Below are 25,825 nucleotides of genomic sequence, written 5' to 3'. Positions count from 1 at the left end.
CTTACGCCTCCTTCAGCTTGGATGCCGCGTCATGGATTGCTGCGCGGATAAGGGGATAGGTGCCGCAGCGGCACAGGTTGCCCTGCATCGCTTCGTCGATGTCTGCGTCAGTGGGGTCCGGGTTTTCCGCCAGCAATGCCGCGGCCTGCATGATCTGGCCCGACTGGCAGTATCCGCACTGCGCGACCTGATGATCGATCCAGGCCTGTTGGATCGTGGCCAGCGCGTCCGGCGAGCCGAGCCCTTCGATCGTGGTCACGTCACCCCAGACATCCGAAAGCGCCACCTGGCAGGAGCGCACGGCCTCGCCATCGATGTGCACGGTGCAGGCCCCGCATGCGGCCACGCCGCAGCCGAACTTGGTGCCGGTCAGCCCGACCTCGTCCCGCAGAACCCAAAGAAGGGGGACGTCATCAGGCAGATCCACCTGATGTTGCTTGCCGTTGATCTTCAGGGTCGTCGCCATGGCGCACCTCGTGTTACTGTGGCTGGTTTCTGACATAATTGTAGGAAAGTGTCAGGATGTCAATTGACAAATTGCACAAAAAATGTCAGGGCTTCGAATATGAAAGACAATGGTGACGGCTCACGGCAACAGGCGATCCTGAACTCGGCGTTTCAGGCGTTTTCCACTTATGGATATAGAAAGACCTCGATGGACGATATCGCGCGCGGTGCGGGGATGTCCCGGCCGGCGGTGTATCTGCATTACAAGAACAAAGAGGCGATCGTCAGCAAGCTGACCGAGCTGTACTATGCCGAAAAGTGCGTTGCGGTGGCCGAAGCGCTGGCGACGCAGGGGGCGGTGCCTGAGGTTCTGACCCGCGCAATTCAGGCGCAGACCGAGGGGATGGCAAAAATTCTGGCCTCGCCCCACGGGCTTGAAATCCTCGACAACACAAAATCGCTGTCTGGGGAAATCATCGCGGCGGGTGAGGCCAGGCTGGCCGCGCTCTATGCGGACTGGCTGACGCAACAGGAAAAGGCGGGCCGGGTTCGCCTTCTGGCTGACGCGGCAGAGACCGGTCGGACGATCACGGCCACGCTCAAAGGGCTGAAGCTGATTGGCGCTGGCGCCGAGGTCTATGAACAGCAGGTCGCACAGGTCGCGGCCCTTTTCGGCGCCGGACTCGAAGTCAGGTAACGCGCTGACGGATGCTGTATTCGGGCGTGTCCCACAGGCGATTCTGCATGATATCGGCCATAATCCCGACGGCGCGTTCGACATCGCCTTCGTCGATATACAAAGGTGTAAAGCCGAACCGCATTATGTCGGGTGCTCGAAAATCTCCGATCACGCCTCGGGCGATCAGGGCCTGCATGGCGGCATACCCTTCCTTGAAACGGAACGAGATCTGGCTGCCACGCTGCTGCGGATCACGGGGGCTGGCCAGTTGCAGATCCGGGCAGGTTGCCTCGACGCGTTCTATGAAAAGCTCGGTCAGTTCAATCGATTTGGCCCGGACGTCGGTCATGTCCGCCAGATCCCAGATATCCATCGCAGCCGACAAGGCCGTCATCTGGATGATGGGGGGCGTTCCCACCCGCATCCGTTCAATGCCGCTGCCGGGGCGGTAGTCGAGATCGAAGGCAAACGGCGCTTCGTGCCCCAGCCATCCGGACAGGGCGGGGCGTGCGTGTTCCGCCAACCTCGGCGCGACATAGATGAAGGCCGGCGCGCCGGGGCCGCCGTTGAGGTATTTGTACGTGCACCCGACTGCGAAATCGGCGTTGCACCCTGAAAGGTCCACCGGGATGGCCCCCGCGGAATGTGCCAGATCCCAGACTGTTATCACGCCGTTGGCATGCGCCAGTTCGGTCAGTGCCTTCATGTCGTGCATCCGACCCGAGCGATAATCCACCTCGGTCAACATAAGAACAGCGACCTCTTCGGTGATTGCACCGGCCACGGCTTTGGGATCAACGACGCGCAACTCATACGCGTCCCCAAGCGAGCGCAGCAAGCCATCCGCCATATACAGGTCCGAAGGAAAGTTGCCGTTGTCCGACAGAACCACTTTGCGACCCGGATTCAGTTCAAGGGCCGAGGCCACGGCCTGATAGACCTTGATCGACAAGGTGTCTCCGGTCACCACACTGCCGGGCTCAGCTCCGATCAGGCGGCCAATCCGGTCACCAAGCGCGGTGGGCAGGGCCATCCAACCAGCCTTGTTCCATCCGGTGATCAGCATCTGGCCCCATTCGTCCGTCAGCATCCGTTGCACTCGGGCACCGGCCGATTTCGGCAGGGGGCCCAGAGAATTGCCATCCAGATAGATGACGCCCTCTGGCAGGTCGAACATGGCTTTGGTTGCCGCAAAATCAGTCATGAAGGCTCGCTAACTCGTGTGAACGTCGGTGATTGCTATTGAGGTAGTCGATCCGCGATAATGAGTCCATGCGATGCGACATACTGGTCTTTTGCCATTTTGGCTCAAAAGCGGTAGGACATCGCGCAGAAGCGACATGTGCTTGATCTTGTCGTCATTCAATGAGGGCTTTGCATGCGCTGGATGGACGTTCCGCCGGTTTGGTTGGTTGCTTTTGCGGCTCTTGCCTGGTTGCAGGCCAGGTATCTGAAGCTGGGCCTGTCGCTTGAGGGTGGTTTGACGGATCTTCTGAGCGGGGTGTTGATCGGAGGTGGAATCCTGATGGCTGTTCTGGCAGTGGTCGAATTCCGCCGTCACAAGACAACCGTCATCCCACATGAAACCCCGTCGTCGATGGTGCAGTCCGGCATTTACAAGCGCAGTCGCAATCCGATCTATGTGGGCGACGTTCTGATTCTTGCGGGTCTTATCCTTCGGTTTGATGCCGTGCTGTCCCTGGTTCTTTTGCCAGTCTTTGTCTGGGTGTTGGAGCGTCGGTTCATCCTGCCGGAAGAAGACCGCCTGCGTCGTACCTTTCGCGCTGATTACGCTCGCTACGAACGCAAGACACGGCGCTGGATCTAGTGTGGATTCTGCAATGACATCACGTCAAAAATGCTGCGCTTGCGAAATAATGTTGCGCAGGATACATCTTTGCTTAACAAAGAATACCGATCACCCGCTCAGAACGAGTAAGAATTAGGGGGACTGCCAGTGAAGATAGGCACGCCAAAGGAAATACTGGACGGCGAGAACCGGGTCGCGATGACACCGGACTCGGCCGTGCAACTGCAAAAACTGGGCTATGAGTGCCTGATCGAAAAAGGCGCAGGTGCTGCCGCCGGTTTTTCGGACGCGGCGTATGAGGCCGTGGGCGTTGAAGTTGTCAAGACCGCAGCATCGCTGTGGAAGGCCGCAGATATCATCGCCAAGGTTCGAATCCCGACCGAGACGGAACTGAAGCGTCTGACCAAGGGCAAGACGCTGATTTCCTTCTTCAACCCTGCCGGAAACGAAGAAGGAATGGACCTTGCCAAGTCCAAGGGCGCAAACGTGATCGCCATGGAAATGGTGCCGCGTATTTCTCGCGCGCAGAAGATGGACGCATTGTCGTCGATGGCCAACATTGCCGGCTACCGCGCCGTTATAGAGGCGGGCAACAACTTTGGTCGTTTCTTCACCGGTCAGGTGACTGCGGCTGGCAAGGTGCCGCCTGCGAAGGTTCTGATCGTCGGGGCCGGTGTTGCCGGGCTTGCCGCGATCGGTACATCGACCTCGCTGGGTGCAATCACCTACGCGTTCGACGTGCGCCCCGAGGTGGCCGAGCAGGTCGAATCGATGGGGGCAGAGTTCGTCTATCTGGACTTCGAAGAAGAACAGCAGGATGGTGCGGCCACCGGCGGGTATGCTTCCGTCCAGTCAGAAGAGTTCCGCAATGCGCAGCTGGCCAAGTTTCGAGAGCTGGCCCCGGAAATAGATATCGTCATCACCACGGCACTGATCCCCAACCGTCCGGCGCCAAAGCTGTGGCTGGAAGACATGGTCAAGGCCATGAAGCCGGGCTCGGTCATCGTTGACCTTGCGGCCGAACGCGGCGGGAACGTCGAAGGTACCGTGCCGGACGAAAAGGTGGTGACCGACAATGGCGTGACCATCATCGGCTATACCGACTTCCCCAGCCGGATGGCGGCGCAGTCTTCGTCTTTGTACGCGACCAATATCCGTCACATGATGACCGATCTGACGCCTGAAAAGGACGGCCAGATCAATCACGACATGGAAGATGACGTGATCCGCGGCGCGACCGTGACCTATGAGGGTGAGATCACCTTCCCGCCGCCACCACCCAAGGTGCAGGCAATCGCGGCGCAGAAAAAGCCCGAGGTCAAGGAACTGACCCCGGAAGAAAAGAAGGCGCAGGAAATTGCGGCCTTCAAGGCGCAGACCAAGCAGCAGTTCACCCTGCTGGGTGTTGGTGGCGTGCTGATGCTGCTGGTGGGGCTGATCGCTCCGGCCAGTTTCATGCAGCACTTCATCGTCTTCGTGCTGGCCATTTTTGTGGGCTTCCAGGTGATCTGGAACGTCGCACACAGCCTGCACACTCCGCTGATGGCGATCACCAACGCGATCTCGTCGATCATCATCGTCGGGGCCCTGATGCAGATCGGATCGGGGTCGTTCCTGGTCATTCTGTTGGCGGCACTGTCCGTCTTCATGGCCGGGATCAACATCTTCGGCGGTTTCCTCGTAACCCGGCGCATGCTCGCCATGTTCCAGAAATCTTAAGGAGGCCGGGCACATGGATTATGGCTTCACCACTGCCGCCTATGTTGTTGCGGCTGTCCTTTTCATCCTTTCGCTCGGCGGTTTGTCGAACCAGGAAAGCGCCAAGCGCGCGGTCTGGTATGGCATCGTCGGTATGGCGCTGGCGGTTTTCGCCACGCTGGTTGGCCCGGGCTCGGGTCTGTGGCTTCTGTCGCTGCTGCTGATCGCGGGCGGTGGTTTCATCGGCCAGTATGTTGCGCAGCGCGTGCAGATGACCGAGATGCCGCAGCTTGTTGCGGCGATGCACTCGCTGGTCGGTCTTGCGGCCGTGTTCGTCGGCTTCAACGCGCATTTCGAGATCGGCAACGTGGCGCAGGTCATGGCCATTGCGGACAGTGCCAGCCAGGCGGATCTGTCCGATCTGGGGTCTTTTGCCACGTTGATTGCCAAGAAAACCCCGGCCGAGCTGGCAATCCTGCACGTGGAACTGTTCCTGGGCATCTTCATTGGTGCGATCACCTTTACCGGGTCGGTCGTCGCCTATGGCAAGCTGGCGGGCAAGGTGACCTCGGCAGCGACAAAGCTGCCCGGTGGCCATGCGCTGAACGCGGCGGCGGCGGGTCTCTCGCTGATCTGCCTGATCTGGTACACATCGACAGGGGGTCTGTTCCCGCTGATCCTGATGACGCTGGCAGCGTTGTTCATCGGCTATCATCTGATCATGGGCATCGGTGGTGCCGACATGCCGGTGGTTGTGTCGATGCTGAACAGCTATTCGGGTTGGGCGGCTGCGGCGATCGGTTTCTCGCTGGGCAACGACCTACTGATCGTGGTGGGTGCGCTGGTGGGCTCGTCTGGTGCGATCCTGTCCTACATCATGTGCAAGGCGATGAACCGCCACTTTGTCAGCGTGATACTTGGCGGTTTTGGCGGCCCGCAGGGCGAACAGATGGCCGTTGAAGGCGAACAGATCGCAATCGAGGCCGATGGCGTTGCTGCAGCCTTGAACGACGCGGACAGCGTGATCATCATTCCGGGCTATGGCATGGCTGTGGCACAGGCGCAGCAATCGGTTTCCGAACTGGTGCGCAAGCTGCGGGCCAAGGGCAAGAACGTTCGTTTCGCAATCCACCCTGTGGCGGGTCGCTTGCCGGGCCACATGAACGTTTTGCTGGCCGAAGCGAAGGTGCCGTATGATATCGTTCTGGAAATGGACGAGATCAACGACGACTTTCCGGACACGGATGTGGCAATCGTCATCGGCTCGAACGACATCGTGAACCCTGCGGCACAGGAAGATCCCAACAGTCCCATCGCCGGCATGCCGGTTCTGGAATGCTGGAAAGCCAAGCAGGTCTTTGTGTCGAAACGTGGTCAGGGCACCGGGTATTCTGGCATCGAAAACCCGCTGTTCTTCAAAGAGAACACCCGCATGTTCTACGGCGACGCCAAGGAGTCGCTGGACAAGCTGCTGCCGATGATCGATTGATCGTCGCGTTGGATCCGATTGCAAAGGGCGCCTTTGGGCGCCCTTTTCTTTTTTGAGTTTGTATGGGGGCGTTGCCCCCAAACCCCCAGGATATTTCCAGCCAGATGAAGCAGGCGGAGTGTGGTAGTCTGGGGTGGCGGCCCAGATGGCAGGAGGTCGAGGATGGAGAAAGTGAATGGTATTGGCGGAGTGTTCTTTCGCGCCCGTGACCCTAAAGCGCTGAGCGCCTGGTATGAGAAGCACCTGGGCGTCAATCATTATGACCCCGTGCCCTGGAAGCAGCGTGAAGGCTATACGGTCTTTGCGCCATTCGCGGAGGACACCGCGTATTTCGGGCGGGCCGATCAGCAGTGGATGATCAATTTTCGTGTCGATGATCTGGGCGCGCTGACGGCGCAGCTTGAGCAGGCTGGAATCACGGTGGAAACCAATCCTGACTGGGACAGCGAAGTTGGAAAATTTGCCCGCATCCATGATCCGGAAGGCAACCCCATCGAGCTGTGGCAGCCAAATCAATGAGATAGCAGGGTTGTATACCGTTGTACCCCTCTAAGTACGTGAAATAAAAAGAGAATTGATGTGTCAATTATGTGCCGTATAGTGCGCGTGACGATGCGGAGCCTCACATGACACCGATAGATGACCATCCCCTTCGCTATGCGCTGGCCAATGAACTGCATGCTCGACCGTTTCCGGTCGCGTCAATGCCCTGTACGGTGGTCTTTCTTGCGATCAAAAAGCCCGAGGCCGCCGTGGCGCGCGATCGACGTGAGGATTTGGCTCATTTGATCGACCTGCTGGATCGCCACGGTGCGCAGCACCCTCGGCCGGACGCCACGCATTACGCGGGTCAGATTGGCCGCCATTGGTTGAAGTGGGAGCAGCATACCGAATTCGTGACCTACACGGCGATCGCGCAGAATGTGAGTGATCGCGCCTTTGATCCGGCTGACTTTGAGGTCTTTCCGCCCGATTGGTTGATGGCCAGTCCGGGTCAAAGGGTTACGTCGGTTCTGGTGCGCGTGGTTGAACGCGAAAGTGACGACGTGGTGAAATCGAAACTGCTGGATTGGTTCGAGCCGGAAAGCCTGGCCGTGTCCAGGGTGTTGGACGATGCAGCGGTTTGTGCCAGTGATTTTCGGATCGATCCGGCAGGTCACATGCGCTTTGCCTTGTTCGTGGCCGAGGGCACCGGACGGCGCCGGACGGGACGCATTATCCAGCGTCTTTGCGAAATTGAAACGTACAAGGCGATGTCGATGCTGGGTTTCGCGCGAGTCAAGCAACTGATGCCGCGTATCGGAGAGCTGGACGGGCAACTCACCCGATTGATGGGGCAGATGACCGGAAACTCGGCGCAGCCTGACGTGCTGTTACAGGATTTGCTGGCAACGTCGATCGAGCTCGAAACATTGTCGGCCCGGTGTTCTTTCCGGTTCGGAGCTACGGGGGCGTATGAGGCCATCGTCAACCAGCGGATCGAAGTGTTGCGAGAAGAACGTTTCGAGGGTGGTCAGAATTTCGCCGATTTCATGATGCGCCGATATGACCCTGCAATTCGCACCGTGAAATCCACGGAGCGTCGGCTTCAGGCCTTGTCGGATCGGGCGATCCGTGCCGGTGAGTTGCTGCGGACAAGAGTGGATGTGGAACGCAGCGCGCAAAACCAGGCGTTGCTGGAAAGCATGGATCGTCGGGCCGATCTGGCGCTGCGCTTGCAACACACGGTCGAGGGGCTTTCCGTGGTTGCCATCAGCTATTACGCGGTTTCGCTGGTCAGCTATCTTTTGTATCCGCTGACGGCCTCGGGCATCAGCAAGGGCATGCTGACGGCGGCGGTTACGATCCCGGTTGTCGCCGGGGTGTGGTACTCGGTGCGACGCATTCGCAAACGGCTCGGTTGAGCAGCAATTGCCAGTGTTCGTCTGATCTGTAGAACAGGGGCATTGGGCAAGCAGAGCGAGGGCTTGGAATGATAAGCATAGTTGCAGCATGGCGCGCTGTCGCCGCCATGTTCATTCTGAATGGTGCCCTGTTCGGAATCTGGGCGTCGCGCATTCCCGCCATACGTGACCGCTTGGAATTGTCCCATGAGGCGCTTGGATACGGCCTGTTGTTCATGGCTGCGGGGGCTGTCTGCTCTTTCCCGATAACCGGGCGGCTTACGGATCGATTCGGCGCAGTTGCAATCACCCGGATCATTGCGGTTCTGTACACGGGGTCGCTGATCCTGCTTGCCATGGCTGATGGGCTTTGGGGGCTGGCAGTGTTCCTTTTTGTCTTTGGCGCCTTTCACGGGTCGATGGATGTTGCAATGAATGCATGGGCCGCCGAGGTAGAGCAGGCTTATGACAAACCCGTTATGTCCTCGTTCCACGCAATGTGGAGCCTTGGGGCCGGACTTGGCGCGCTCAGCGGTTATGCCGCGGTTCAGATGGGGCTGACGGTTCTTGTGCACTTTCTGTTGGCGGGTGGCGTGGTTGTTGGCCTTGCGCTTGCGTCATCCTGGGTAAGCTGGACCTCGCGCCAATCCCAAGGGCCTCAGAGTACGGTTTTCGCCTTGCCATCCGGGGCGTTGATACTGGTCGGCATAGCCGCCTTGTGCGGAGCATTGGGCGAAGGGGCCGTCGCGGACTGGAGCGCGATATATCTGCGTGACATCACAGGGGCGTCCGAAAGCGTCGCTGCCTTGGGCTATGCGGTGTTTTCAGTGACCATGGTGGCCTTTCGACTTGCAGGCGCGCTTGTCATCACCCGGTTCGGTCCGGTCGTTTCCGCCCGGTTTGGCGGTATTTGCGCGGCGTTTGGGGTTTTCACGGTGGTTTCAACAGCAACGATCCTGCCCGTGCTGGCCGGCTTTGCCTTGATGGGAATAGGGTATGCCGTGATCATGCCGCTGGCATTCAGCCGGGCGGCCAGCGATCCGAATGTGCCACCGGGGCAAGCCATCGCAAGTGTGGCGACATTGGGGTATGGGGGGCTTTTGATCGGTCCGCCGTTGATTGGCTTTTTGGCGGAAGTGTTCAGCCTGCGTCTGGCATTCGCCGTGCTGCTGCCATTGGCCGTTCTGATCGTGTTGTTGGCCGGCGCGATGAAGCGCGCCGGCTGAGAATGTTCAACGACCGCGAATGCGGGGATCCAGCGCATCGCGCAGACCGTCACCCAGATAGTTGACGCTCAGGACAGTCAGCGAGATTGCCAGACCAGGCCAGAACACACGCTCGGGGTATTGCTGTAGGTAATCGACTCCGTCGAACAGCAGGCGGCCCCATGTCGGGAAGTCGGGCGGAAAGCCCAGACCCAGGAAGGAAAGCGCGCTTTCGGTAATGATCGCCGTGGCAATCCCCAGCGTCGCGGACACCATGATCGGTGAAAGCACGTTGGGCAGAATGTGCCGCGTGATGATCTGACTGTTACTGGTGCCGATGGAGCGTGCCGCCAGAACGAATTCGCGTTCCTTGATGGCCAGCACATCACCGCGCACGATCCGTGCGGTCGGCATCCATGAGGTGATGCCGATGGCGCAGACGATCAGGATGAAGATCCCACGCTCCAACCCGAACGCGGCCGACAGGGGCTCGCGGAACAGCAGCATCATGACCAGCAGCAAGGGCAGCAGGGGCAGGGCCAGAAACAGGTCTGTCAGACGCATGAGCGGACCATCCAGCCGTTTGAAGAACCCGGCCAGAACGCCGATGAACGATCCCAGGAACAGTGCCAGCAGCATCGCGGTGATGCCCACCGATACCGAGGTTTGACCGCCCGACATCATGCGCGCCAGAATATCCCGGCCCAACTGGTCGGTGCCGAAGGGATGCGCCCAGCTTGGCCCCTGATTGCGGGCCCGGATATCGATCTGCGTTGGATCGATGCTCCAGAGATAGGGGCCCAGATAGACGCCCGCCACGATCAGGATGAACAGCACCGCACCCACCATGGCGCCCTTGTGCGTCTTGAACTGATCCCAGACGTCGCGCCATTGGCTGCGCGGCGGGGTCGTGAGTTCCTCCATCACATCAGCGGTTGGCAGCGCGGTGGATGCCGGGGCCAGACCTTCGTCGGGGATCAGCGTGTCTGATTTGTCGTGATCAGTCATAGCGAATCCTCGGGTCCAGAATGCCATACAGGACGTCGGCGATCAGGTTGAACAACACGATCAACACGGCAAAGATGAAGGTCAGGGTTTGCACCATTGGCAGGTCATTGGCCTGAATGGCGCCAATCAGCAACTGGCCGATGCCATTCACCTTGAATACCTGCTCGGTGATGATGGCGCCGCCGAAGATGGCCGGAATGCCCAGTGCAATGACCGTGACCACGGGGATCATCGAGTTCCGCAGGACGTGGACCATGACGACCGTGTATTCGCTGAGCCCCTTGGCGCGGGCGGTGCGAACGTAATCCTGGTTGAGATTGTCCAGCATTGAGGCGCGCATGAAACGGCTGAGCTGTGCCGTGATCTGCAACGCCAGCACCATGACCGGCATGATCATCTGCTTCAGCTGCACGACGAAGCTGTCCCAGCTGTTGACCACATGGGTCGTGTCATAGATCGACGGGAACCAGCCCAACTGGACCGAGAAGATCACGATCACCAGAACGCCCGAGAAAAACGGAGGGACCGAGAAGCCGACCATCGACACGAAGGTGCCCATCTGGTCGAACCAGGAATACTGGCGATAGGCCGAATAGATGCCGATGGGCAGCGCGATCAGGATGGCGACAACATAGGCGGTGCCGACAACCCACAGGGTCTGCGGGATACGCTGAACGACGATGTCCATGACGGGCGAGCGGGTCTGCCAGGATATTACACGCAGGTCGCCTGCGGAAAAACTGGTGCCGAAGATGTGGTCTATCAGAACCTGCGGTTCGATCCAGAAGAATTGCACGATCCACTTCCAGAACCGGATATGCATCGGCTGGCCAAGGCCAAGCGCCTCGCGCATCTTTTCCTTGACTTCGGGGGGAACGGTGAGCGGAACCTGCGCCATCGGATCGCCGGGTGCGAGTTCGAGGAGCAGGAAGATGACGAGGCTGATGAACAGCAGCGTTGGAACGGCCAGCACCAGTCGTCTGATTGTGAAATTAAGCATTAAGAGGCGCCTTTATATGCGTCTTCTTGTTGGGGTGGGATGCAAATGACCGCGCCCCGATAACGATCGGGGCGCGGTTTTGCAAGGTCAGTGCTTAGGAACCGGTCTTGCGGTACCAGTCCGCAATGTTCCACAGCTCGCTGTCCCAAACGTTCAGGACAACGCCACCCAGGGTGTTTGCATGCGCCGACAGGCGACCACGGTGAACCAGCGGGATCATACCACCATTCTGAACCATGATGTCATTCAGCTGCTTGGCGATTTCCGCACGCGCTTCCAGACCAGCGGTTTCGGCCAATTGAGCGTGCAGCTTGTCGAACTCTTCGTTGCAGAAGCGGCTGATGTTTTCGCCCTGCCACTGCGAGTCAGGACGCGGAGCTTTGTCGCACAGGCCGTTGCCCAGATAGGACTGCGGGTCGGTGCCGTTGAAGGTGTTGGCGTACATTTCAACGTCGGCATAGAACTTCTGGAACGTGTCGGGCGAGCCCGGGTCACCACCGAAGAAGACCGATGCGTTGATGTTGCGCAGTTCGGTTTCGATGCCGATCTGGCTCCACCATTCCTTGATCAGCGCCTGGAAGTCCTGACGGACGGCGTTGGTCGAGGTCTGATAGACGATCTTCAGCGGAACGCCATCCTTCTCGCGGACGCCGTCGCCATCGGTGTCGACGATGCCGGCATCATCCAGCAGTTTCTTGGCGCCTTCGATATCCTGGGTGTCACAGGTCATCGAGGTCGAGTTGAACGCAGCAGGGGCCGGAACCCAGTTGCAGGTCACTTTACCAGCCTGACCATAGCCGATTTCCACCAACAGCGGACGGTCGATGGCCATGGACATGGCTTTGTAAACGGCCGGGTCCTTCAGGAACGGATGCGGATGCTTTGCTGTCGAACGCTCGCCTTCAGGCAGCTCGGGCGACGGGTTGGTCTGGTTCAGCATGATGCGCTCGACCAGCGGGCCGAAGCCTGCAACCGGCGTACCTTTGCCACCTTCCTGCATCTGAGCGATCACTTCCGGAGCCAGTTGCAGGTTCCAGGCATAATCAAACTCACCAGTTTCCATGACAGCACGACCAGCAGCTGTCGCGTCACCGCCGCCTTTGAAGGTCACGGTCGCAAAGGCAGGTTTTGCCGGATCACGATAGTTGTCGTTGGCCTTGAAGGTGATCACGTCGTTCGGCTTGAACTCGGTGACGACAAAGGGGCCGGTGCCGATCGGGTTGAAGTTCTGCTCGGTGCATTCGGGGGCTTTGGCGCCCATGCAGTTTTCGAACTGGGCCTTTTGCAGGATCGGGCTTTCACCGCCGACGAACGGGCCATAGGGGAAGGGGGTCGGTGCGTCGAAAGTGACCTTGACGGTCAGGTCATCAACAGCTTCGACCGAGGTGACGCCTTCGAACTTGGTGACCTGTGCGCAGCCACCTTCCGGGTGCATGCAGTAATCAGCGGTGAACTTCACGTCAGCAGCGGTGAACGGAGAGCCGTCAGACCACGTGATTCCCGGCGCGATTTTCCATGTGATCGACGTCAGGTCTTCGCTGACACCGCCATTTTCCACGGTCGGGATTTCAGACGCCAGAAATGGCACCATGTTGCCGTCCTGGTCGTAGCGTGCAAGTGGCTCGATCACCAGCGAGGCTGATTCCACGTCTTTCGTACCGCCGGACAGGAACGGGTTCAGGATCGACGGAGCCTGCCAATAGATGATGCTGACATTGCCGTCCGAACCGCGCTCGGCAAAGGCCATCGGGGCCATTGCCGTGCTTGCGATCGCACCAAGCAAAAGGGTTTTGATTTTCATAAGTCACTCCCGAATTGGACACGTTCGTGTCTCGATTATCTCCGCAAGGCCTGCGGGTTTGGCGTTGCCGCTTCGGGGTAAGGTTTTGATCATTCACGATAATAGCGCTAACGGATTCCGTCGGCGCTGCTTCCCCAAGGCGGTTACGTTGGGTATCGAAACAGAACTTGAGAAAAATGCAAGTGGTGCCGTCGCGAAAATGTGTAATGGGTTTGACTTTTCCCGGTGGCCCGCCGTAGCGTTCGGCACTCAGAACAAGAATTACCTCGTTAAGGGAGCGCGCACGTGCTGGATCAGCCTATTGCTCAAATCAAAAAACTGCGGGTGGAGTTTCAGACAAAGGACGGTCCCGTTGTTGGTGTTGAGGACGTCTCGTTCGAGGTCAAACCAGGCGAAACCGTTTGTATCGTTGGCGAATCGGGCTCGGGGAAGTCGGTTTCATCTTTGTCTTTGATGCGTCTGGTCGAGTTTGGTGGCGGCGAAATCGCGGGCGGCGAACTGCTGTTTGATCGCCGCGATGGCGAAAAAATGAACCTGGCCAAGGCCGATCAGGATCTGATGAAACAGATTCGCGGCAACGAGATCGGGATGATCTTTCAAGAGCCGATGACCGCGCTAAACCCCGTTTTCACCGTGGGCCGGCAGTTAACCGAAGGTCTGCGCATCCACAAGGACATGACGAAGGCGCAGGCCGAGCAACGGGCGCTGGAACTGCTGCGTCAGGTCCGTATCCCAGAGCCCGAGCGCCGTCTGAAACAATACCCTCACGAGTTGTCGGGCGGGATGCGCCAACGTGTTGTCATTGCGATGGCGATGGCCTGTGAGCCGCGCCTGTTGATCGCCGACGAACCCACCACGGCGCTGGATGTGACCATTCAGGCCGAGATCCTGGCCTTGATGGACCGCCTCAAGCGGGAAACCGGAACTGCGGTGATGTTCATCACCCACGACATGGCCGTGGTTGCCCAGATGGCTGACCGCGTGGTGGTGATGTTCCGCGGCAACAAGGTCGAAGAAGGCACGGTCAAGGAAATCTTTGAAAACCCGCAGCACGACTATACCAAGGCGCTTCTGGCCGCGGTGCCGAAACTGGGCGAGATGCAGGGTAAATCTGCGCCCGAGCCGATGAAGCTACTGGGGGTCGAAGGGCAGAAAATTGCACCAATTCCGGGTACGGAAGAGGTTCTGCTGACCGTCAAGAACCTGACAACACGGTTCCCGGTCAAAGGCGGGCTTTTGCGGCGCACGATTTCGAACGTTCATGCGGTCGAGGATGTCTCGTTCACTCTGAACAAAGGTCAGACGCTCAGTCTTGTAGGGGAATCCGGGTGCGGCAAGTCTTCGGCTGGGCGCTCGATCCTGCGGCTGGTTGAGCCTTTGGCGGGCGAGATTGATCTGGACGGTGTCGATATCATGAAGCTTGATCCATCTGGTTTGCGCAAGGCGCGGCTGGACATGCAGATGATTTTCCAGGACCCGTTCGCGTCGCTAAACCCGCAGATGCAGCTGGTCGACCAAGTGGCCGAGCCGATGCGCAATTATGGTGTGGCATCGGGATCCGAACTTCAGGATCGCGTGGCACAATTGTTCGACAAGGTGCAATTGCCGCGCAGCTTCATGCGTCGCTTCCCGCATGAAATGTCGGGCGGTCAGCGTCAGCGGATTGCAATTGCCCGCGCTTTGGCCCTGAACCCCAAGCTGATCATTGCGGATGAGGCGGTCTCGGCCCTTGACGTGTCGGTGCAGGCGCAGGTTCTGAACCTGATGATGGAATTGCAGTCCGAGCTGGGCCTGTCATACCTGTTCATCAGCCACGACATGGCCGTTGTCGAACGCGTCAGCCACTATGTCGGGGTCATGTATCTGGGGCGCATTGTCGAACTCGGGCCCCGGGCGCGGGTGTTCGAGAACCCGCAACATCCCTATACGCAGGCGCTGATGAAGGCGGTTCCGATCGCAGACCCGAACAAGCGGAAATCGGAAAAGGATCTGAATTTCAAACCGATCCCTTCTCCTATTCATCCCACCAACTACACGCCGGAACCTTCGCAATATCAAGAGGTTGAGGCAGGGCACTTCATTCTGACCACGGACAGCGGGTATTGACCCAAATGGCGAAATGCCTGACTCCGCTTGAGATCATGACACAGCTGATCTCATTTCCGACCGTAAGCCGTGATTCCAATCTGCCGCTGGTGGATTGGGTTCAGGACTACTTGCAAGGCCACGGAATCGAAAGCCACCGCTGGCCAGATCCGGACCAACCGCACAAGGCCGCGATCTTTGCGCATGTTGGTCCATTGGAAGAAGGTGCGGTGGTTCTGTCCGGTCACACGGATGTCGTGCCGGTGGACGGTCAGCCGTGGGACACTGATCCTTTCACGGTGACCGAGAAAGACGGCAAGTACTTCGGTCGCGGCACCTGCGACATGAAGGGGTTTGACGCCCTGGCCATCTGGGCTCTGGTCGAAGCACACTATGCCAATATCAGCCGGCCGCTTCAGCTGGCGCTCAGCTTTGACGAAGAGGTCGGATGCACCGGTGCGCCGCCGATGATTGAAGCAATGCAACAGGTTCTGCCCAAGGGATCGGCAGTAATAGTGGGTGAGCCGTCGATGATGCAGGCGGTGACGGGGCATAAGGGCGGGTTCGGCATTGATACACATATCGTCGGGTTCGAAGTGCACAGCTCGATCATGCACACTGGCGTGAACGCGATCATGGCGGCGGCGCCTTTGATTGATTGGGCAAATCACCGAAATGCCGAAAGCATGGCTGCTGAGCCGAGTGAAATCGCAGCCGTATTTGACCCGCCGTGGACAACCTGTCATGTCGGCATGATTGAAGGCGGGACAGCCCATAACATCACCGCCAAAGACTGCACTTTCATGATGGATTTCCGCACGGTGCCGGACGAAACGCAGGCTGAATGGCGCGATGCCTATATCGAACAGGTCCGCCAGGTCGAAGCTCGGATGCAGGCCGTTCACCCCGATACGCGCATCGAACTGTCTGAACATTTCGCGATCCCGGGGTTGGTGCCCGAACAGGACGGAGAAGCCGAAGCTTTGGTGCGCGCCCTGACCGGGGACAACGCAAGTCACGTCGTCAGCTATGGGACCGAGGCAGGGCAGTTTCAGGCGGCCGGGTATTCAGCCGTGATTTGCGGCCCCGGCGATATCGCGCAGGCTCATCAGCCGAACGAGTTCATATCGATCGCGCAGTTCGAAGCTGGGCATGGGTTCATGCAGCGATTGGTTGAAAGGCTGAGCGCGGCGTAACATTCAACGTGGCCTCAGTGGTTCAGGGGAGGGTCTTGAGATGCCAGTCAAAAACAGACTTGCAGAGATGCATGGCGATATTACCAAGTGGCGCCGCCACCTGCACGCACATCCTGAACTGATGTATGACGTGCATGAAACGGCTGCTTTCGTTGTCGAGCGTCTCAAGAAATTTGGTGTGGATGAGATCACGTCGGGAATTGGCCGGACGGGTGTCGTGGCTGTGATCCGGGGACGGCAGGATACGACCGGGCGCGTGATCGGATTGCGCGCTGACATGGATGCATTGCCGATCGAAGAAGCGACGGGGTTGGACTATGCCTCGACTGTATCGGGCAAGATGCACGCCTGCGGGCATGACGGGCATACCTCGATGCTGCTTGGGGCCGCCCAGTACCTGGCTGAAACCCGAAACTTCGATGGCACCGTTGTTCTGATTTTTCAGCCCGCCGAAGAAGGTGGCGCAGGCGGTCTGGCCATGTGTCAGGACGGCCTGATGGACCGCTGGGGCATTGATGAGGTCTATGGCATGCACAATATGCCGGGGTTGCCGGTGGGCGAATTCGCGATCCGACCCGGCGCATTGCTGGCTTCATCTGATGAATTCGAAATCACGATCACCGGCAAGGGCGGACACGCGGCTGCACCGCATGACGCGGTAGACACCACGCTGGTGGCCTCGCATATCGTCGTGTCGTTGCAATCCGTCGTGGCGCGCACCGTCGATCCGATCAAACGCGTGGTGCTGACGGTGGGTACGTTTGAAACGGACAGTGTCGCGTCGAACGTGATCGCGCATACCGTTCGCTTGCAGGGGACCGTCCGGACGCTCGACCCCGAATACCGCGCCATTGCAGAAGAGCGCGTTCGCAGGATCGCCGAGGATACGGCCTCGGCCTTCGGCGCAAAGGCAGATGTCGTCTGGTCGCCCGGCTATCCTGTGACTGTGAATTCCGAGGCTGAGACGGCATACGCTGCCGAGGCGGCCGAGGCCGTGGCGGGCAAGGTCAATGACAGCACTGATCCGATCATGCCGTCGGAAGATTTCGCCTACATGCTTGAAGAACGGCCCGGAGCTTACATCTTTATCGGGAACGGGGACACGGCCATGTGCCATCACCCGGAATACAATTTTGACGACAATGCGATTCCCGCCGGTTGCAGTTGGTTTGCCGAGATCGTGGAACGACGATTGCCCGTGGCATAATTTGAGGGAGAGTGACATGCCGATCAAAAACCGCCTTGCAGAGATGCACGAAGAGATCACAGGCTGGCGGCGTGACATTCACCAACATCCGGAAATTCTGTACGACATGCATCGCACCAGCGCGCTGGTGGCGGAAAAGCTGAAGGAATTCGGCTGTGATGAGGTCGTTACAGGCATCGGTCGCACCGGCGTGGTCGGGGTCATTCGGGGAAAGAGCGACACGCAGGGCCGGGTGATTGGCCTGCGAGCCGACATGGATGCGCTGCCGATGCAGGAACAGACCGGGCTGGACTATGCCTCGAAGACATCAGGCGCGATGCATGCCTGCGGGCATGACGGGCATACCGCCATGGTTTTGGGGGCGGCAAAGTACCTCTCTGAGACGCGCAATTTCGATGGCACTGCAATCGTGATCTTTCAGCCTGCCGAAGAGGGCGGGAATGGCGCCGAGGCCATGTGCAAGGACGGTCTGATGGACCGGTTCGGCATTCAGGAAGTCTATGCGATGCACAACGTGCCGGGCCTGCCGACCGGGCAGTTCGCCATCCGTTCGGGCCCTTTGCTGGCCGCAGCGGACGAGTTTGATATCCATCTTGAAGGGCGCGGCGGTCACGCTGCAAAACCCCATGAAACGGTCGATACGACGGTGATGCTGTCACAACTGATCGTGGCGTTGCAGACGATCGTGTCGCGCAATGCCGATCCGATCCTGCAAGCCGTGCTTTCGGTGACGTCTGTCGAGACGTCATCGAAAGCGTTCAACGTGATCCCGCAATCGGCGCAGATACGCGGCACGGTCCGAACCCATTCCAACCAGATGCGAGATCTGATCGAACAGCGCCTCAAAGAGGTCGCCGAAGGGATTGCAGCAACATTCGGTGGTTCCGTGAACGTCAATTACTCGCGCGGCGTTCCGGTGACGATCAATGCCGAAACTCAGACGGGATACGCGGCAGAAGCCGCAGTCTCGGTCGGGGGCAGCTGCATCGAGGCGCCGATGGTGATGGGGGGCGAGGATTTCTCGTTCATGCTGGAGGAACGGCCCGGAGCTTTCATCGTTCTGGGCAACGGAGACAGCGCCGGGTTGCACCACCCTGAATACGATTTCAACGACGAGATCATCCCGATCGGATGTTCGTGGTTCGCAGAAATGGTCGAGCGCCGAATGCCGGCGGCTTGAACTGAATTAGGAGAGAACAGACATGCCAGTCAAAAACCGCTTTGCCGAATTGCAGAATGAAATCACGGAATGGAGAAGGGATCTGCACGAAAATCCAGAGATCCTGTTTGAGACCCACCGCACCAGCGCGAAGGTGGCCGAGAAGCTGAAGGAGTTCGGCTGCGATGAGGTGGTGACCGGTATCGGACGTACCGGTGTCGTGGGGGTGATCAAAGGCAAGTCGGACAGCAAGGGAAAGGTGATCGGCCTGCGCGCAGATATGGATGCGCTGCCGATCCATGAGGCGACGGGGTTGGAATATGCCTCGAAAACGCCGGGCGCAATGCATGCCTGCGGCCACGATGGCCACACGGCGATGCTGCTTGGTGCGGCGAAGTACCTGTCTGAAACCCGCAATTTCGATGGCACGGTTGTTGTGATCTTCCAGCCTGCCGAAGAGGGCGGCGGCGGTGGTCGTGAAATGTGTGAAGATGGCATGATGGACCGCTGGAATATTCAGGAAGTCTACGGCATGCACAATTGGCCGGGTCAACCTGTGGGCAAGTTCGCCATCCGCCCCGGTTCTTTCTTTGCCGCAACCGATCAGTTCGACATCACTTTTGAAGGGCGCGGCGGTCATGCTGCCAAGCCGCATGAAACAGTAGATACCACGGTACTGGCCGCGCAGGCGGTGTTGGCGCTTCAGACGATTTCCTCGCGCAATGCCGATCCGATCGATCAGGTCGTGGTGTCGGTGACGTCGTTCGAGACCTCGTCGAAAGCGTTCAACGTGATCCCGCAGACTGTTCAGATCAAGGGTACCGTGCGCACCATGAGCAAGGATATGCGGGATCTGGCCGAAAAGCGGATCAATGAGATCTGCAATGGTGTGGCGGCAACGTTCGGAGGCACCGCCGATGTGACCTACATCCGTGGGTATCCGGTGATGGTGAACAGTGAAGAGCAGACTGAGTTTGCCGCAGCTGTTGCCCGGTCGGTATCCGGCGATTGCGACGATGCGCCTTTGGTCATGGGCGGCGAGGATTTTGCCTTTATGCTGGAGGAGCGCCCTGGCGCCTATATTCTCGTGGGTAACGGCGATACGGCCATGGTTCACCACCCGGAATACAACTTCAACGATGAGGCGATTCCCGCCGGGTGCAGCTGGTGGGCAGAGATCGTCGAGCAGCGGATGCCGGCGGCCTGATGGGGCGGGTGGGGGCTCTGCCCCCACACCCCCGGGATATTTTTGGCCAGATGAAGAGGGATCCCGCCTGATCACGTCAGGTTGAGCGAACAGCAAAGCGTTTCCACGACGGAGTCCAGTGCGTTGCTTTGCGTCTGGACGCAGGATTGGGCGGCGCTGCGGGCCCGGGTCAGGGCTTGATCGTCTGAAAGCCAAAGGTCGACCGCCGCAGAGAGATCTGTTTCGGTTCGAACCTCGATGGCGCCACCGGCTTTGATCATCGGCGCGAAAGTTTCAGCAAAATTGAAGTATCCAGGGCCGGTTATCACGGCGGCTCCGGCCTGGGCCGGTTCGAAAGGGTTGTGGCCGCCGATGTTTTTCAGGGAACCGCCCAGGAACACGATGGGAGACAGAGCGTACCATGTGCCGGTCTCGCCCAATGTATCGGCGACATATACCTGGGTTTCGGTTTCGATCGGGGAACTCTCTGATCGGAACGCGGCGCTAAGATCGGAGGCGTCCAGTAGTTTTGCGATATCGCAACGGCGCTCTGGGTGGCGGGGGATCAGCAGCAGCAGCAGATCGGGCCAGCGTTCCAGAAGTGATTGATGCGCGGCCAGAACGATTTCCTCTTCACCGGCATGGGTTGAACTGGCGATCCACACAGGTCTGCCAGAAATCTGAGAACCGATGTCATCCAGCGTGCCGTGGTCTATGGGAAGAGGGTCTGACATGGCCTTGAGATTGGTGCCGGGCCGGACGCGGCCGGCAGGGGCACCCATGGCTGTCAGGTTGGCTGCGGTTTTGTCGTTTTGCGTCAGGAACAGGTTGAACTTGTTCAATACGAACCGCGCTGTTCTGGGGCGTTTTTTCCAACCGGCAACGGACTTGTCCGACAGTCGTGCATTCAGAAGGGCCAGCGGAACGGCGTGTCTGGCGCTTTCGACGATCAAACGCGGCCAAATCTCACTTTCGACGAAAACCCCGCCCTCTGGTTGCCAATGGTTCAGAAAGCGCCGGACCGGGCCTGCCGTGTCAAGCGGCGGGAATTGATGCCGTGTACGGGGCGGCAGGCGTTTTTCGATCAGAGCCGCTGAAGTCGGGGTGCCGGAGGTGATCAGAAACTCGGCCTCGGGCAGGCGGCCTGCCAGCCGTCTGATCAGGCTGAGGACCGAAAGGCTTTCACCGACGCTGGCGGCGTGGAACCAGATCAAACGCCCATTTGGTCTGGGCAGGCTGGCATGGCCAAGGCGTTCTTGTTGCCGCTTATCAGGTACGTTGGCTGCACGCAGCTTGTTCCGAACGACCCGCCATATCAGAGGCGCGGCCAGAGACGTTAGGGCGCAGTACACATGGTACAACGCCGTGGGGCGGCCGTCATGATCCGGCATATCAGCCGCCTGTATGGCTCATGTGACGGCTCATCCGGCCATCGACGGCTTGGCGGGAATAGTCGAAGTCATGCCCTTTGGGTTTGAGATTGATCGCAGATCGGATTGCGTCTTCAAGTGGCTGTTCGGTATCGGGATGATCGCGCAGGGCGCCGCGCAGGTCGGCCATGTCTTCCTGACCCAGGCACATGTAAAGCTCGCCCGTGCAAGTCAGGCGAACCCTGTTGCAGCTTTCACAGAAATTGTGCGACAGCGGCGTTATGAAGCCAATTTTTTGGCCGGTTTCCTCGAGCCGCACGTAACGGGCCGGGCCACCGCTGCGTTCGGCCAGATCGGTGACCGAATAGTGGTTTTCGTATTCTTTCCGGACGTCCTTGAGCGACCAGTATTGATCCAGGCGGTCTTCGTTGCCAATATCACCCATGGGCATGACTTCGATCCAGGTCAGATCCATATCCCGCTGGGCACACCATTCCGTGATTTTGGGAAGTTCGGGCTCGTTGAACCCTTTCAGGGCAACGGCGTTTATCTTGATCCGCAGGCCAGCTTTTTGCGCGGCGTCGATTCCGTTTAAAACCTGTTTCAGGCGACCCCAGCGCGTCACCTTGGCGAACTTGTCATCATCCAGAGTGTCCAGCGAGACATTCACCCGACGCACACCGGCCGCATACAGATCATCGGAAAATCGGTGCAGTTGCGATCCGTTGGTTGTCAGCGTCAACTCCTTCAATGCACCGCTGTCCAGATGACGTGTCATCGAATTGAAGAACGTCATGATGTTGCGACGCACCAAAGGCTCACCACCCGTAATGCGCAGCTTTTCGACCCCCATTCTGACGAAGGTCGAACACATCCGGTCCAGTTCCTCCAAAGTCAGCAGGTCTTTCTTGGGCAGAAAGGTCATGTTCTCGGACATGCAATACACGCAGCGGAAGTCGCAGCGGTCCGTGACGGAGACGCGGAGATACGTGATGGCGCGGGCAAACGGGTCGATTAGCGGAGCTGTCATGCCATTATAGGTAAAGCTGGAACATGCTCGCGACAAGGGCGAACTGTGCTTTGCGCTGGAACAGCTGGGCGCAGGGTTGTAGGTTTCCGGCATGAAGAAAATACTTGTTTTGACATGCGTAATGACGGCCGGATGCGATGCCGTGCAGTCAACGACTGACCGAGTGTTCGGCGGGGGCGACGCGCCCGCCCAAACGGTGCCTGACACGGAAGCCGGCACCGCAGTTGCCGAAGAGGTGTTGCAGCCCGAACCGGTTTCCGCGCGCCCGAACTGGGTTGGGGCGAAAACCACCATCGCCGGGCTTGGGGATCCGACCACTCCGGGGCGTTGGATGCAGACACCGCTGGTGGACAGCGAAGTTACGGCACGTGTCGTCGTGCCACGAACCGGGGCGCAGGCCTATATTACGTTGGTCCCGGTTCCCGGTCCGGACAGCAGCGGCAGCCGCTTGTCACTGGACGCCATGAGGGCCCTGTTGGTGCCCTTCGACGAACTTGTCGAGCTTGAGGTCTATGTGGACTGATTTTTCAGGTATTTGCCTGCTTCACGGCGGGCAAACGGCTTCATGGCATCACCGTTATGGTTCAGAAAGGCGATCACGCGTTCTGGGTCATGTTTGGACAGTTCGCGCAGCCACCAGGCTATGGATTTCTGGATGAACCAGTTGCGGTCCGAAACATATCCCGCAGCCCAGCCAAGGATGCGGTCACGGCGGTGCAGATCGTCAGGCTTGGGGTGGTTCTGTTTGGTCCAGGGCAGGGTTGCGACCAAGGCCGCGCGCCGGGTCCACATGTGATCGGACCGGGTCCACAGTTCAACCTCGTCCAACCGTTCGGGATCTGCTGAAAGCCGTTTTTGCATCGCCATGCACGCATGGTCCGCAACGGCCCAGGCATCGAAATCCGGCAGCCAGCTTTGAAGCAAATTCCAAACCGCCCCATCCGGTCGGATGCGTGCCTGAGTCAAAAGCTTGGATGCAGCAAGCCGCCCTTCGTGGATGTTGCTTTGCCATAGCCCGTCCGCCAATGCGACCCGCGCCGGTACGTCCAATTCTTTCCGCCACGCCTTGGTCAGGTCGTTGAGAACCGGGTTCGCGACGCCCAGATATATGCGATCCGCCTTGTGGTAGCTGGCCATCTGGGTCGCCCGCTCGGGGTCACCATGCGCTTTGATCTGATCTAGATATCCACTCAGCATCGGGCTCACATCGGTACGCCGGTTGGCTTTCCATCAATCGTATGGCTGTTCCTTTCCACCCAATACGAGCGGATGTCCTCGTCTGATTTTCCATCCACCCATTTCTGCATCGTATCGCGGTCGGATTGGAATTCCATGAAAGGCACGGCATAGCCGCAAGAGGTCTGCACCATGTCGATCGTCTGGTCATAGATCTGCCGTGCGCTTCGGTGATTTGGGAACAGGCCGGCAAAGTCGTCCCATCCATCATCCCCGACATGCAGGCAACGTGCCGTGCCATAGGTGCGCAGGATCATCGGGCGCATGGTGAAGGAACACCACATCAGCGTCATCCTGTTGACCTGCAAAAGATGCCCCGCCGTTTCATTGCCACTGCCGGTCAGGTTCATCCAGACGATGCGGTTCGGCCCCAATATCCGCAGCGAATCCATTCCCTTGGGGGAAATATTGACACGACCTTCGGCCCCGGCGGTGCCGACGAAGAACATATGCTGATCTTCGATGAACTTTTGATGCGCTTCCTCAAGCTGGGGGAACTGCTTGGCCATAATTCACTCCACCGTGACCGACTTGGCCAGATTGCGCGGCTGATCCACATCGGTGCCCTTGGCAACCGCCGTGTGATAGGCCAGCAATTGCGCGGGAACCGAATACAGGATCGGTGCAAGACTGGTGTGAACATGCGGCATGCGGATGGTGCTCCAGACTCCGTCGCCGGCCTCGTCAATGCCGTCATCATCAGAGACCAGGATCACCTTGCCCTTGCGCGCCATCACTTCCTGCATGTTCGACACGGTCTTGTCGAACACGGTGTCACGGGGTGCCATGACGACCACGGGCATATGCTTGTCGATCAGGGCGATGGGGCCGTGTTTCAACTCTCCTGACGCATAACCTTCGGCGTGGATATAGCTGATTTCCTTGAGCTTCAGCGCGCCTTCCATTGCCAGCGGATACATCAGGCCACGGCCCAGAAACAGGACGTCGCGCGCCTCGGACAGGCGTTGGGCGGCTTTGCGGATCGCCCGGTTCTGATCGAGCGCGGCGTTCAGCACGGTCGGCAACCCGCGCAGAGCGGCGGCATGATCGGCGATGTCCTCACCCGTCATCGTGCCCCGGTCTGCTGCGGCCTTGAGCGCCAGCATCAGCAGCACGCTCAGCTGACAGGTGAAGGCTTTGGTCGAAGCCACGCCGATTTCGACACCGGCATGGATCGGCAAGGCGATATCGCTTTCCCTTGCAATCGAGCTTTCGGGGACATTGACGACCGAAACGATCTTGTCTGCCTTGCCCTCACAGTACCGCAACGCGGCCAGCGTGTCGGCGGTTTCGCCCGACTGGCTGACGAAAAGCGCCAGTGTTCGATCCGTGATCGGAGGCTCGCGATAGCGGAACTCGCTGGCGATATCGACCTCTACCGGCATCTTGGCCAGTTGCTCGAACCAGTATTTCGCGGTCAGGCAGGCGTAAAACGCGGTGCCGCAGGCCACCATGGTCAGACGGTCCAGCTTGCTGAAATCCAGATCGGCATCGGGCAGTGCCACGCGGTCACCGCCCGTGGGCAGGTAGGACCGGATCGCCTCTGCCACAACGATGGGCTGTTCAGCGATTTCCTTGGCCATGAAATGCTTGTGCTCGCCCTTGTCCGCGCGCGTATGATCCAACTTGATCTTGCGCTTTTCCCGGTTGGCCAGCTCACCGGCTTCGTTGCGGATTTCAAGCGACGTTCGCGTCAGAACCGCGCGGTCGCCTTCTTCCAGATATGTGATCTGGTTGGTCAGAGGCGCCAGGGCGATGGCGTCAGAGCCCACATACATCTCACCATCCCCATGTCCGATGGCCAGCGGTGATCCCTTGCGGGCCGCCACGATCAGGTCGTCCTCTCCGTCGAACAGAAAGGCCAGCGCAAAGGCGCCTTCCAACTGGTCGATCGTCTTGAACGCGGCCTCAACCGGGGACAGGCCCGAGTTCAGGTGGTGTTCCGTCATGAGGGCGACCGTTTCCGTGTCGGTTTCGGTTTGGAAATCAACACCATGTTCGGCCAGTTCGGCCCTCAGGTCGCGATAGTTTTCGACGATGCCGTTATGAACGACGGCCACCGGGCCCGCCTTGTGCGGATGTGCATTGTTGACCGACGGGGCGCCATGCGTGGCCCAGCGGGTATGGCCGATGCCGGATTTTCCGGGAAGAGGATCATGCACCAGAAGATCGCTGAGGTTGACCAGCTTGCCAACCGCGCGCCGCCGGCCCAATGCGCCGTCGTTGACGGTTGCAATCCCGGCGCTGTCATAGCCGCGATATTCAAGCCGTTTCAGGGCTTCTACCAGAATAGGGGCGGCCTCGTGCTGCCCCAAAACACCTACTATTCCACACAT

At 59.1% G+C, this 25,825-nt stretch carries 23 protein-coding genes; 13 read left to right on the top strand and 10 right to left on the bottom strand.

The features are described 5' to 3' along the window. Position 1 precedes the first annotated feature (1 nt). Positions 2-466: a (2Fe-2S)-binding protein gene (locus I9185_RS06420; RefSeq protein ID WP_152458626.1), complete on the bottom strand. Its 465-nt coding sequence runs from the start codon at positions 464-466 to the stop codon at positions 2-4. A 99-nt stretch (positions 467-565) separates the two neighbouring features. Between I9185_RS06420 and I9185_RS06415 the strand changes: the two genes are divergently transcribed. Further along, on the top strand, positions 566-1,144 hold the full coding sequence (locus I9185_RS06415) for a TetR/AcrR family transcriptional regulator (RefSeq protein WP_210092606.1): 579 nt from the start codon (positions 566-568) through the stop codon (positions 1,142-1,144). Here the strand turns inward: I9185_RS06415 and kynU are convergent. Further along, a complete protein-coding gene (gene kynU, locus I9185_RS06410) occupies positions 1,137-2,330 on the bottom strand; it encodes a kynureninase (RefSeq protein ID WP_210092605.1) in 1,194 nt (397 codons plus the stop codon). The genes I9185_RS06415 and kynU overlap by 8 nt on opposite strands. 174 nt (positions 2,331-2,504) lie before the next feature. Here kynU and I9185_RS06405 point away from each other — a divergent pair, with 174 nt between their 5' ends. The 6 genes from I9185_RS06405 to I9185_RS06380 all read left to right on the top strand — a co-directional run bounded on the left by I9185_RS06405 (position 2,505) and on the right by I9185_RS06380 (position 9,232). Beyond that, positions 2,505-2,954 (top strand): isoprenylcysteine carboxylmethyltransferase family protein, encoded by a 450-nt coding sequence (locus I9185_RS06405; protein ID WP_171722937.1) that lies wholly within the window; start codon positions 2,505-2,507, stop codon positions 2,952-2,954. A 129-nt stretch (positions 2,955-3,083) separates the two neighbouring features. After that, on the top strand, positions 3,084-4,655 hold the full coding sequence (locus I9185_RS06400; protein WP_171631071.1) for a Re/Si-specific NAD(P)(+) transhydrogenase subunit alpha: 1,572 nt from the start codon (positions 3,084-3,086) through the stop codon (positions 4,653-4,655). Between the two features lie 13 nt (positions 4,656-4,668). After that, positions 4,669-6,123 carry an NAD(P)(+) transhydrogenase (Re/Si-specific) subunit beta gene (locus I9185_RS06395; RefSeq protein WP_210092604.1) on the top strand — a complete coding sequence of 485 codons (1,455 nt, stop codon included), beginning with the start codon at positions 4,669-4,671 and terminating at the stop codon, positions 6,121-6,123. A 162-nt stretch (positions 6,124-6,285) separates the two neighbouring features. Continuing rightward, positions 6,286-6,642, top strand: a complete 357-nt coding sequence (locus I9185_RS06390; protein WP_171631075.1) for a VOC family protein — start codon at positions 6,286-6,288, stop codon at positions 6,640-6,642. 107 nt (positions 6,643-6,749) lie between these two features. Continuing rightward, positions 6,750-8,027, top strand: coding sequence for a DUF3422 domain-containing protein (locus I9185_RS06385; RefSeq protein WP_210092603.1), 1,278 nt, complete (start codon positions 6,750-6,752; stop codon positions 8,025-8,027). 68 nt (positions 8,028-8,095) lie between these two features. Further along, positions 8,096-9,232 carry an MFS transporter gene (locus I9185_RS06380; RefSeq protein WP_210092602.1) on the top strand — a complete coding sequence of 379 codons (1,137 nt, stop codon included), beginning with the start codon at positions 8,096-8,098 and terminating at the stop codon, positions 9,230-9,232. Positions 9,233-9,238: 6 nt separating this feature from the next. On the opposite strand, the gene I9185_RS06375 is transcribed toward I9185_RS06380, so the two are convergent. The 3 genes from I9185_RS06375 to I9185_RS06365 form a co-directional block, all read right to left on the bottom strand. Next, the gene (locus tag I9185_RS06375; RefSeq protein WP_171631083.1) at positions 9,239-10,219 is read right to left on the bottom strand and encodes an ABC transporter permease; all 981 of its coding nucleotides are present in this window, start codon (positions 10,217-10,219) and stop codon (positions 9,239-9,241) included. Then, positions 10,212-11,219, bottom strand: coding sequence for an ABC transporter permease (locus I9185_RS06370; protein ID WP_171114986.1), 1,008 nt, complete (start codon positions 11,217-11,219; stop codon positions 10,212-10,214). Before I9185_RS06370 ends, I9185_RS06375 begins: the two co-directional genes overlap by 8 nt. A gap of 94 nt (positions 11,220-11,313) precedes the next feature. After that, a complete protein-coding gene (locus I9185_RS06365; RefSeq protein WP_171631085.1) occupies positions 11,314-13,020 on the bottom strand; it encodes a peptide ABC transporter substrate-binding protein in 1,707 nt (568 codons plus the stop codon). A 285-nt stretch (positions 13,021-13,305) separates the two neighbouring features. On the opposite strand from I9185_RS06365, the gene I9185_RS06360 reads away from it, so the two are divergent. From I9185_RS06360 to I9185_RS06340, 5 genes are read left to right on the top strand one after another with little or no spacing between them, the layout of a single operon-like run. After that, a complete protein-coding gene (locus tag I9185_RS06360; protein WP_171631087.1) occupies positions 13,306-15,126 on the top strand; it encodes an ABC transporter ATP-binding protein in 1,821 nt (606 codons plus the stop codon). 5 nt (positions 15,127-15,131) lie between these two features. Continuing rightward, complete coding sequence (gene argE / locus I9185_RS06355) at positions 15,132-16,301, top strand: acetylornithine deacetylase (protein ID WP_210092601.1); 1,170 nt, start codon at positions 15,132-15,134, stop codon at positions 16,299-16,301. A 40-nt stretch (positions 16,302-16,341) separates the two neighbouring features. After that, on the top strand, positions 16,342-17,508 hold the full coding sequence (locus I9185_RS06350; protein ID WP_210092600.1) for a M20 aminoacylase family protein: 1,167 nt from the start codon (positions 16,342-16,344) through the stop codon (positions 17,506-17,508). A 16-nt stretch (positions 17,509-17,524) separates the two neighbouring features. Beyond that, complete coding sequence (locus I9185_RS06345; protein WP_210092599.1) at positions 17,525-18,688, top strand: M20 aminoacylase family protein; 1,164 nt, start codon at positions 17,525-17,527, stop codon at positions 18,686-18,688. Between the two features lie 22 nt (positions 18,689-18,710). Then, entirely contained in the window at positions 18,711-19,874 is a 1,164-nt protein-coding gene (locus I9185_RS06340) for a M20 aminoacylase family protein (protein ID WP_210092598.1), read from the top strand. A 71-nt stretch (positions 19,875-19,945) separates the two neighbouring features. Here I9185_RS06340 and I9185_RS06335 read toward each other — a convergent pair whose 3' ends face one another. After that, positions 19,946-21,244: a 3-deoxy-D-manno-octulosonic acid transferase gene (locus I9185_RS06335; protein WP_210092597.1), complete on the bottom strand. Its 1,299-nt coding sequence runs from the start codon at positions 21,242-21,244 to the stop codon at positions 19,946-19,948. Between the two features lies 1 nt (position 21,245). Continuing rightward, on the bottom strand, positions 21,246-22,253 hold the full coding sequence (gene moaA / locus I9185_RS06330) for a GTP 3',8-cyclase MoaA (protein ID WP_171631101.1): 1,008 nt from the start codon (positions 22,251-22,253) through the stop codon (positions 21,246-21,248). Positions 22,254-22,344: 91 nt separating this feature from the next. Between moaA and I9185_RS06325 the strand changes: the two genes are divergently transcribed. After that, positions 22,345-22,776, top strand: coding sequence for a hypothetical protein (locus I9185_RS06325; RefSeq protein WP_171631103.1), 432 nt, complete (start codon positions 22,345-22,347; stop codon positions 22,774-22,776). Here the strand turns inward: I9185_RS06325 and I9185_RS06320 are convergent. From I9185_RS06320 to glmS, 3 genes are read right to left on the bottom strand one after another with little or no spacing between them, the layout of a single operon-like run. Further along, positions 22,764-23,450, bottom strand: a complete 687-nt coding sequence (locus I9185_RS06320) for a DNA alkylation repair protein (protein ID WP_210092596.1) — start codon at positions 23,448-23,450, stop codon at positions 22,764-22,766. The two genes, I9185_RS06325 and I9185_RS06320, sit on opposite strands and share 13 nt — an antisense overlap. Positions 23,451-23,455: 5 nt before the next feature. Then, positions 23,456-23,998, bottom strand: a complete 543-nt coding sequence (locus I9185_RS06315) for a pyridoxamine 5'-phosphate oxidase family protein (protein ID WP_210092595.1) — start codon at positions 23,996-23,998, stop codon at positions 23,456-23,458. 3 nt (positions 23,999-24,001) lie between these two features. Beyond that, positions 24,002-25,825, bottom strand: coding sequence for a glutamine--fructose-6-phosphate transaminase (isomerizing) (gene glmS, locus I9185_RS06310; RefSeq protein ID WP_171722947.1), 1,824 nt, complete (start codon positions 25,823-25,825; stop codon positions 24,002-24,004).

It is taken from the genome of Ruegeria sp. HKCCSP346 (assembly GCF_017872595.1).
Classification (GTDB): Bacteria; Pseudomonadota; Alphaproteobacteria; order Rhodobacterales; family Rhodobacteraceae; genus Ruegeria.
The sequence above is the reverse complement of the archived record's forward strand: the minus strand, read 5'-3'. Positions and strand labels throughout refer to the sequence as shown.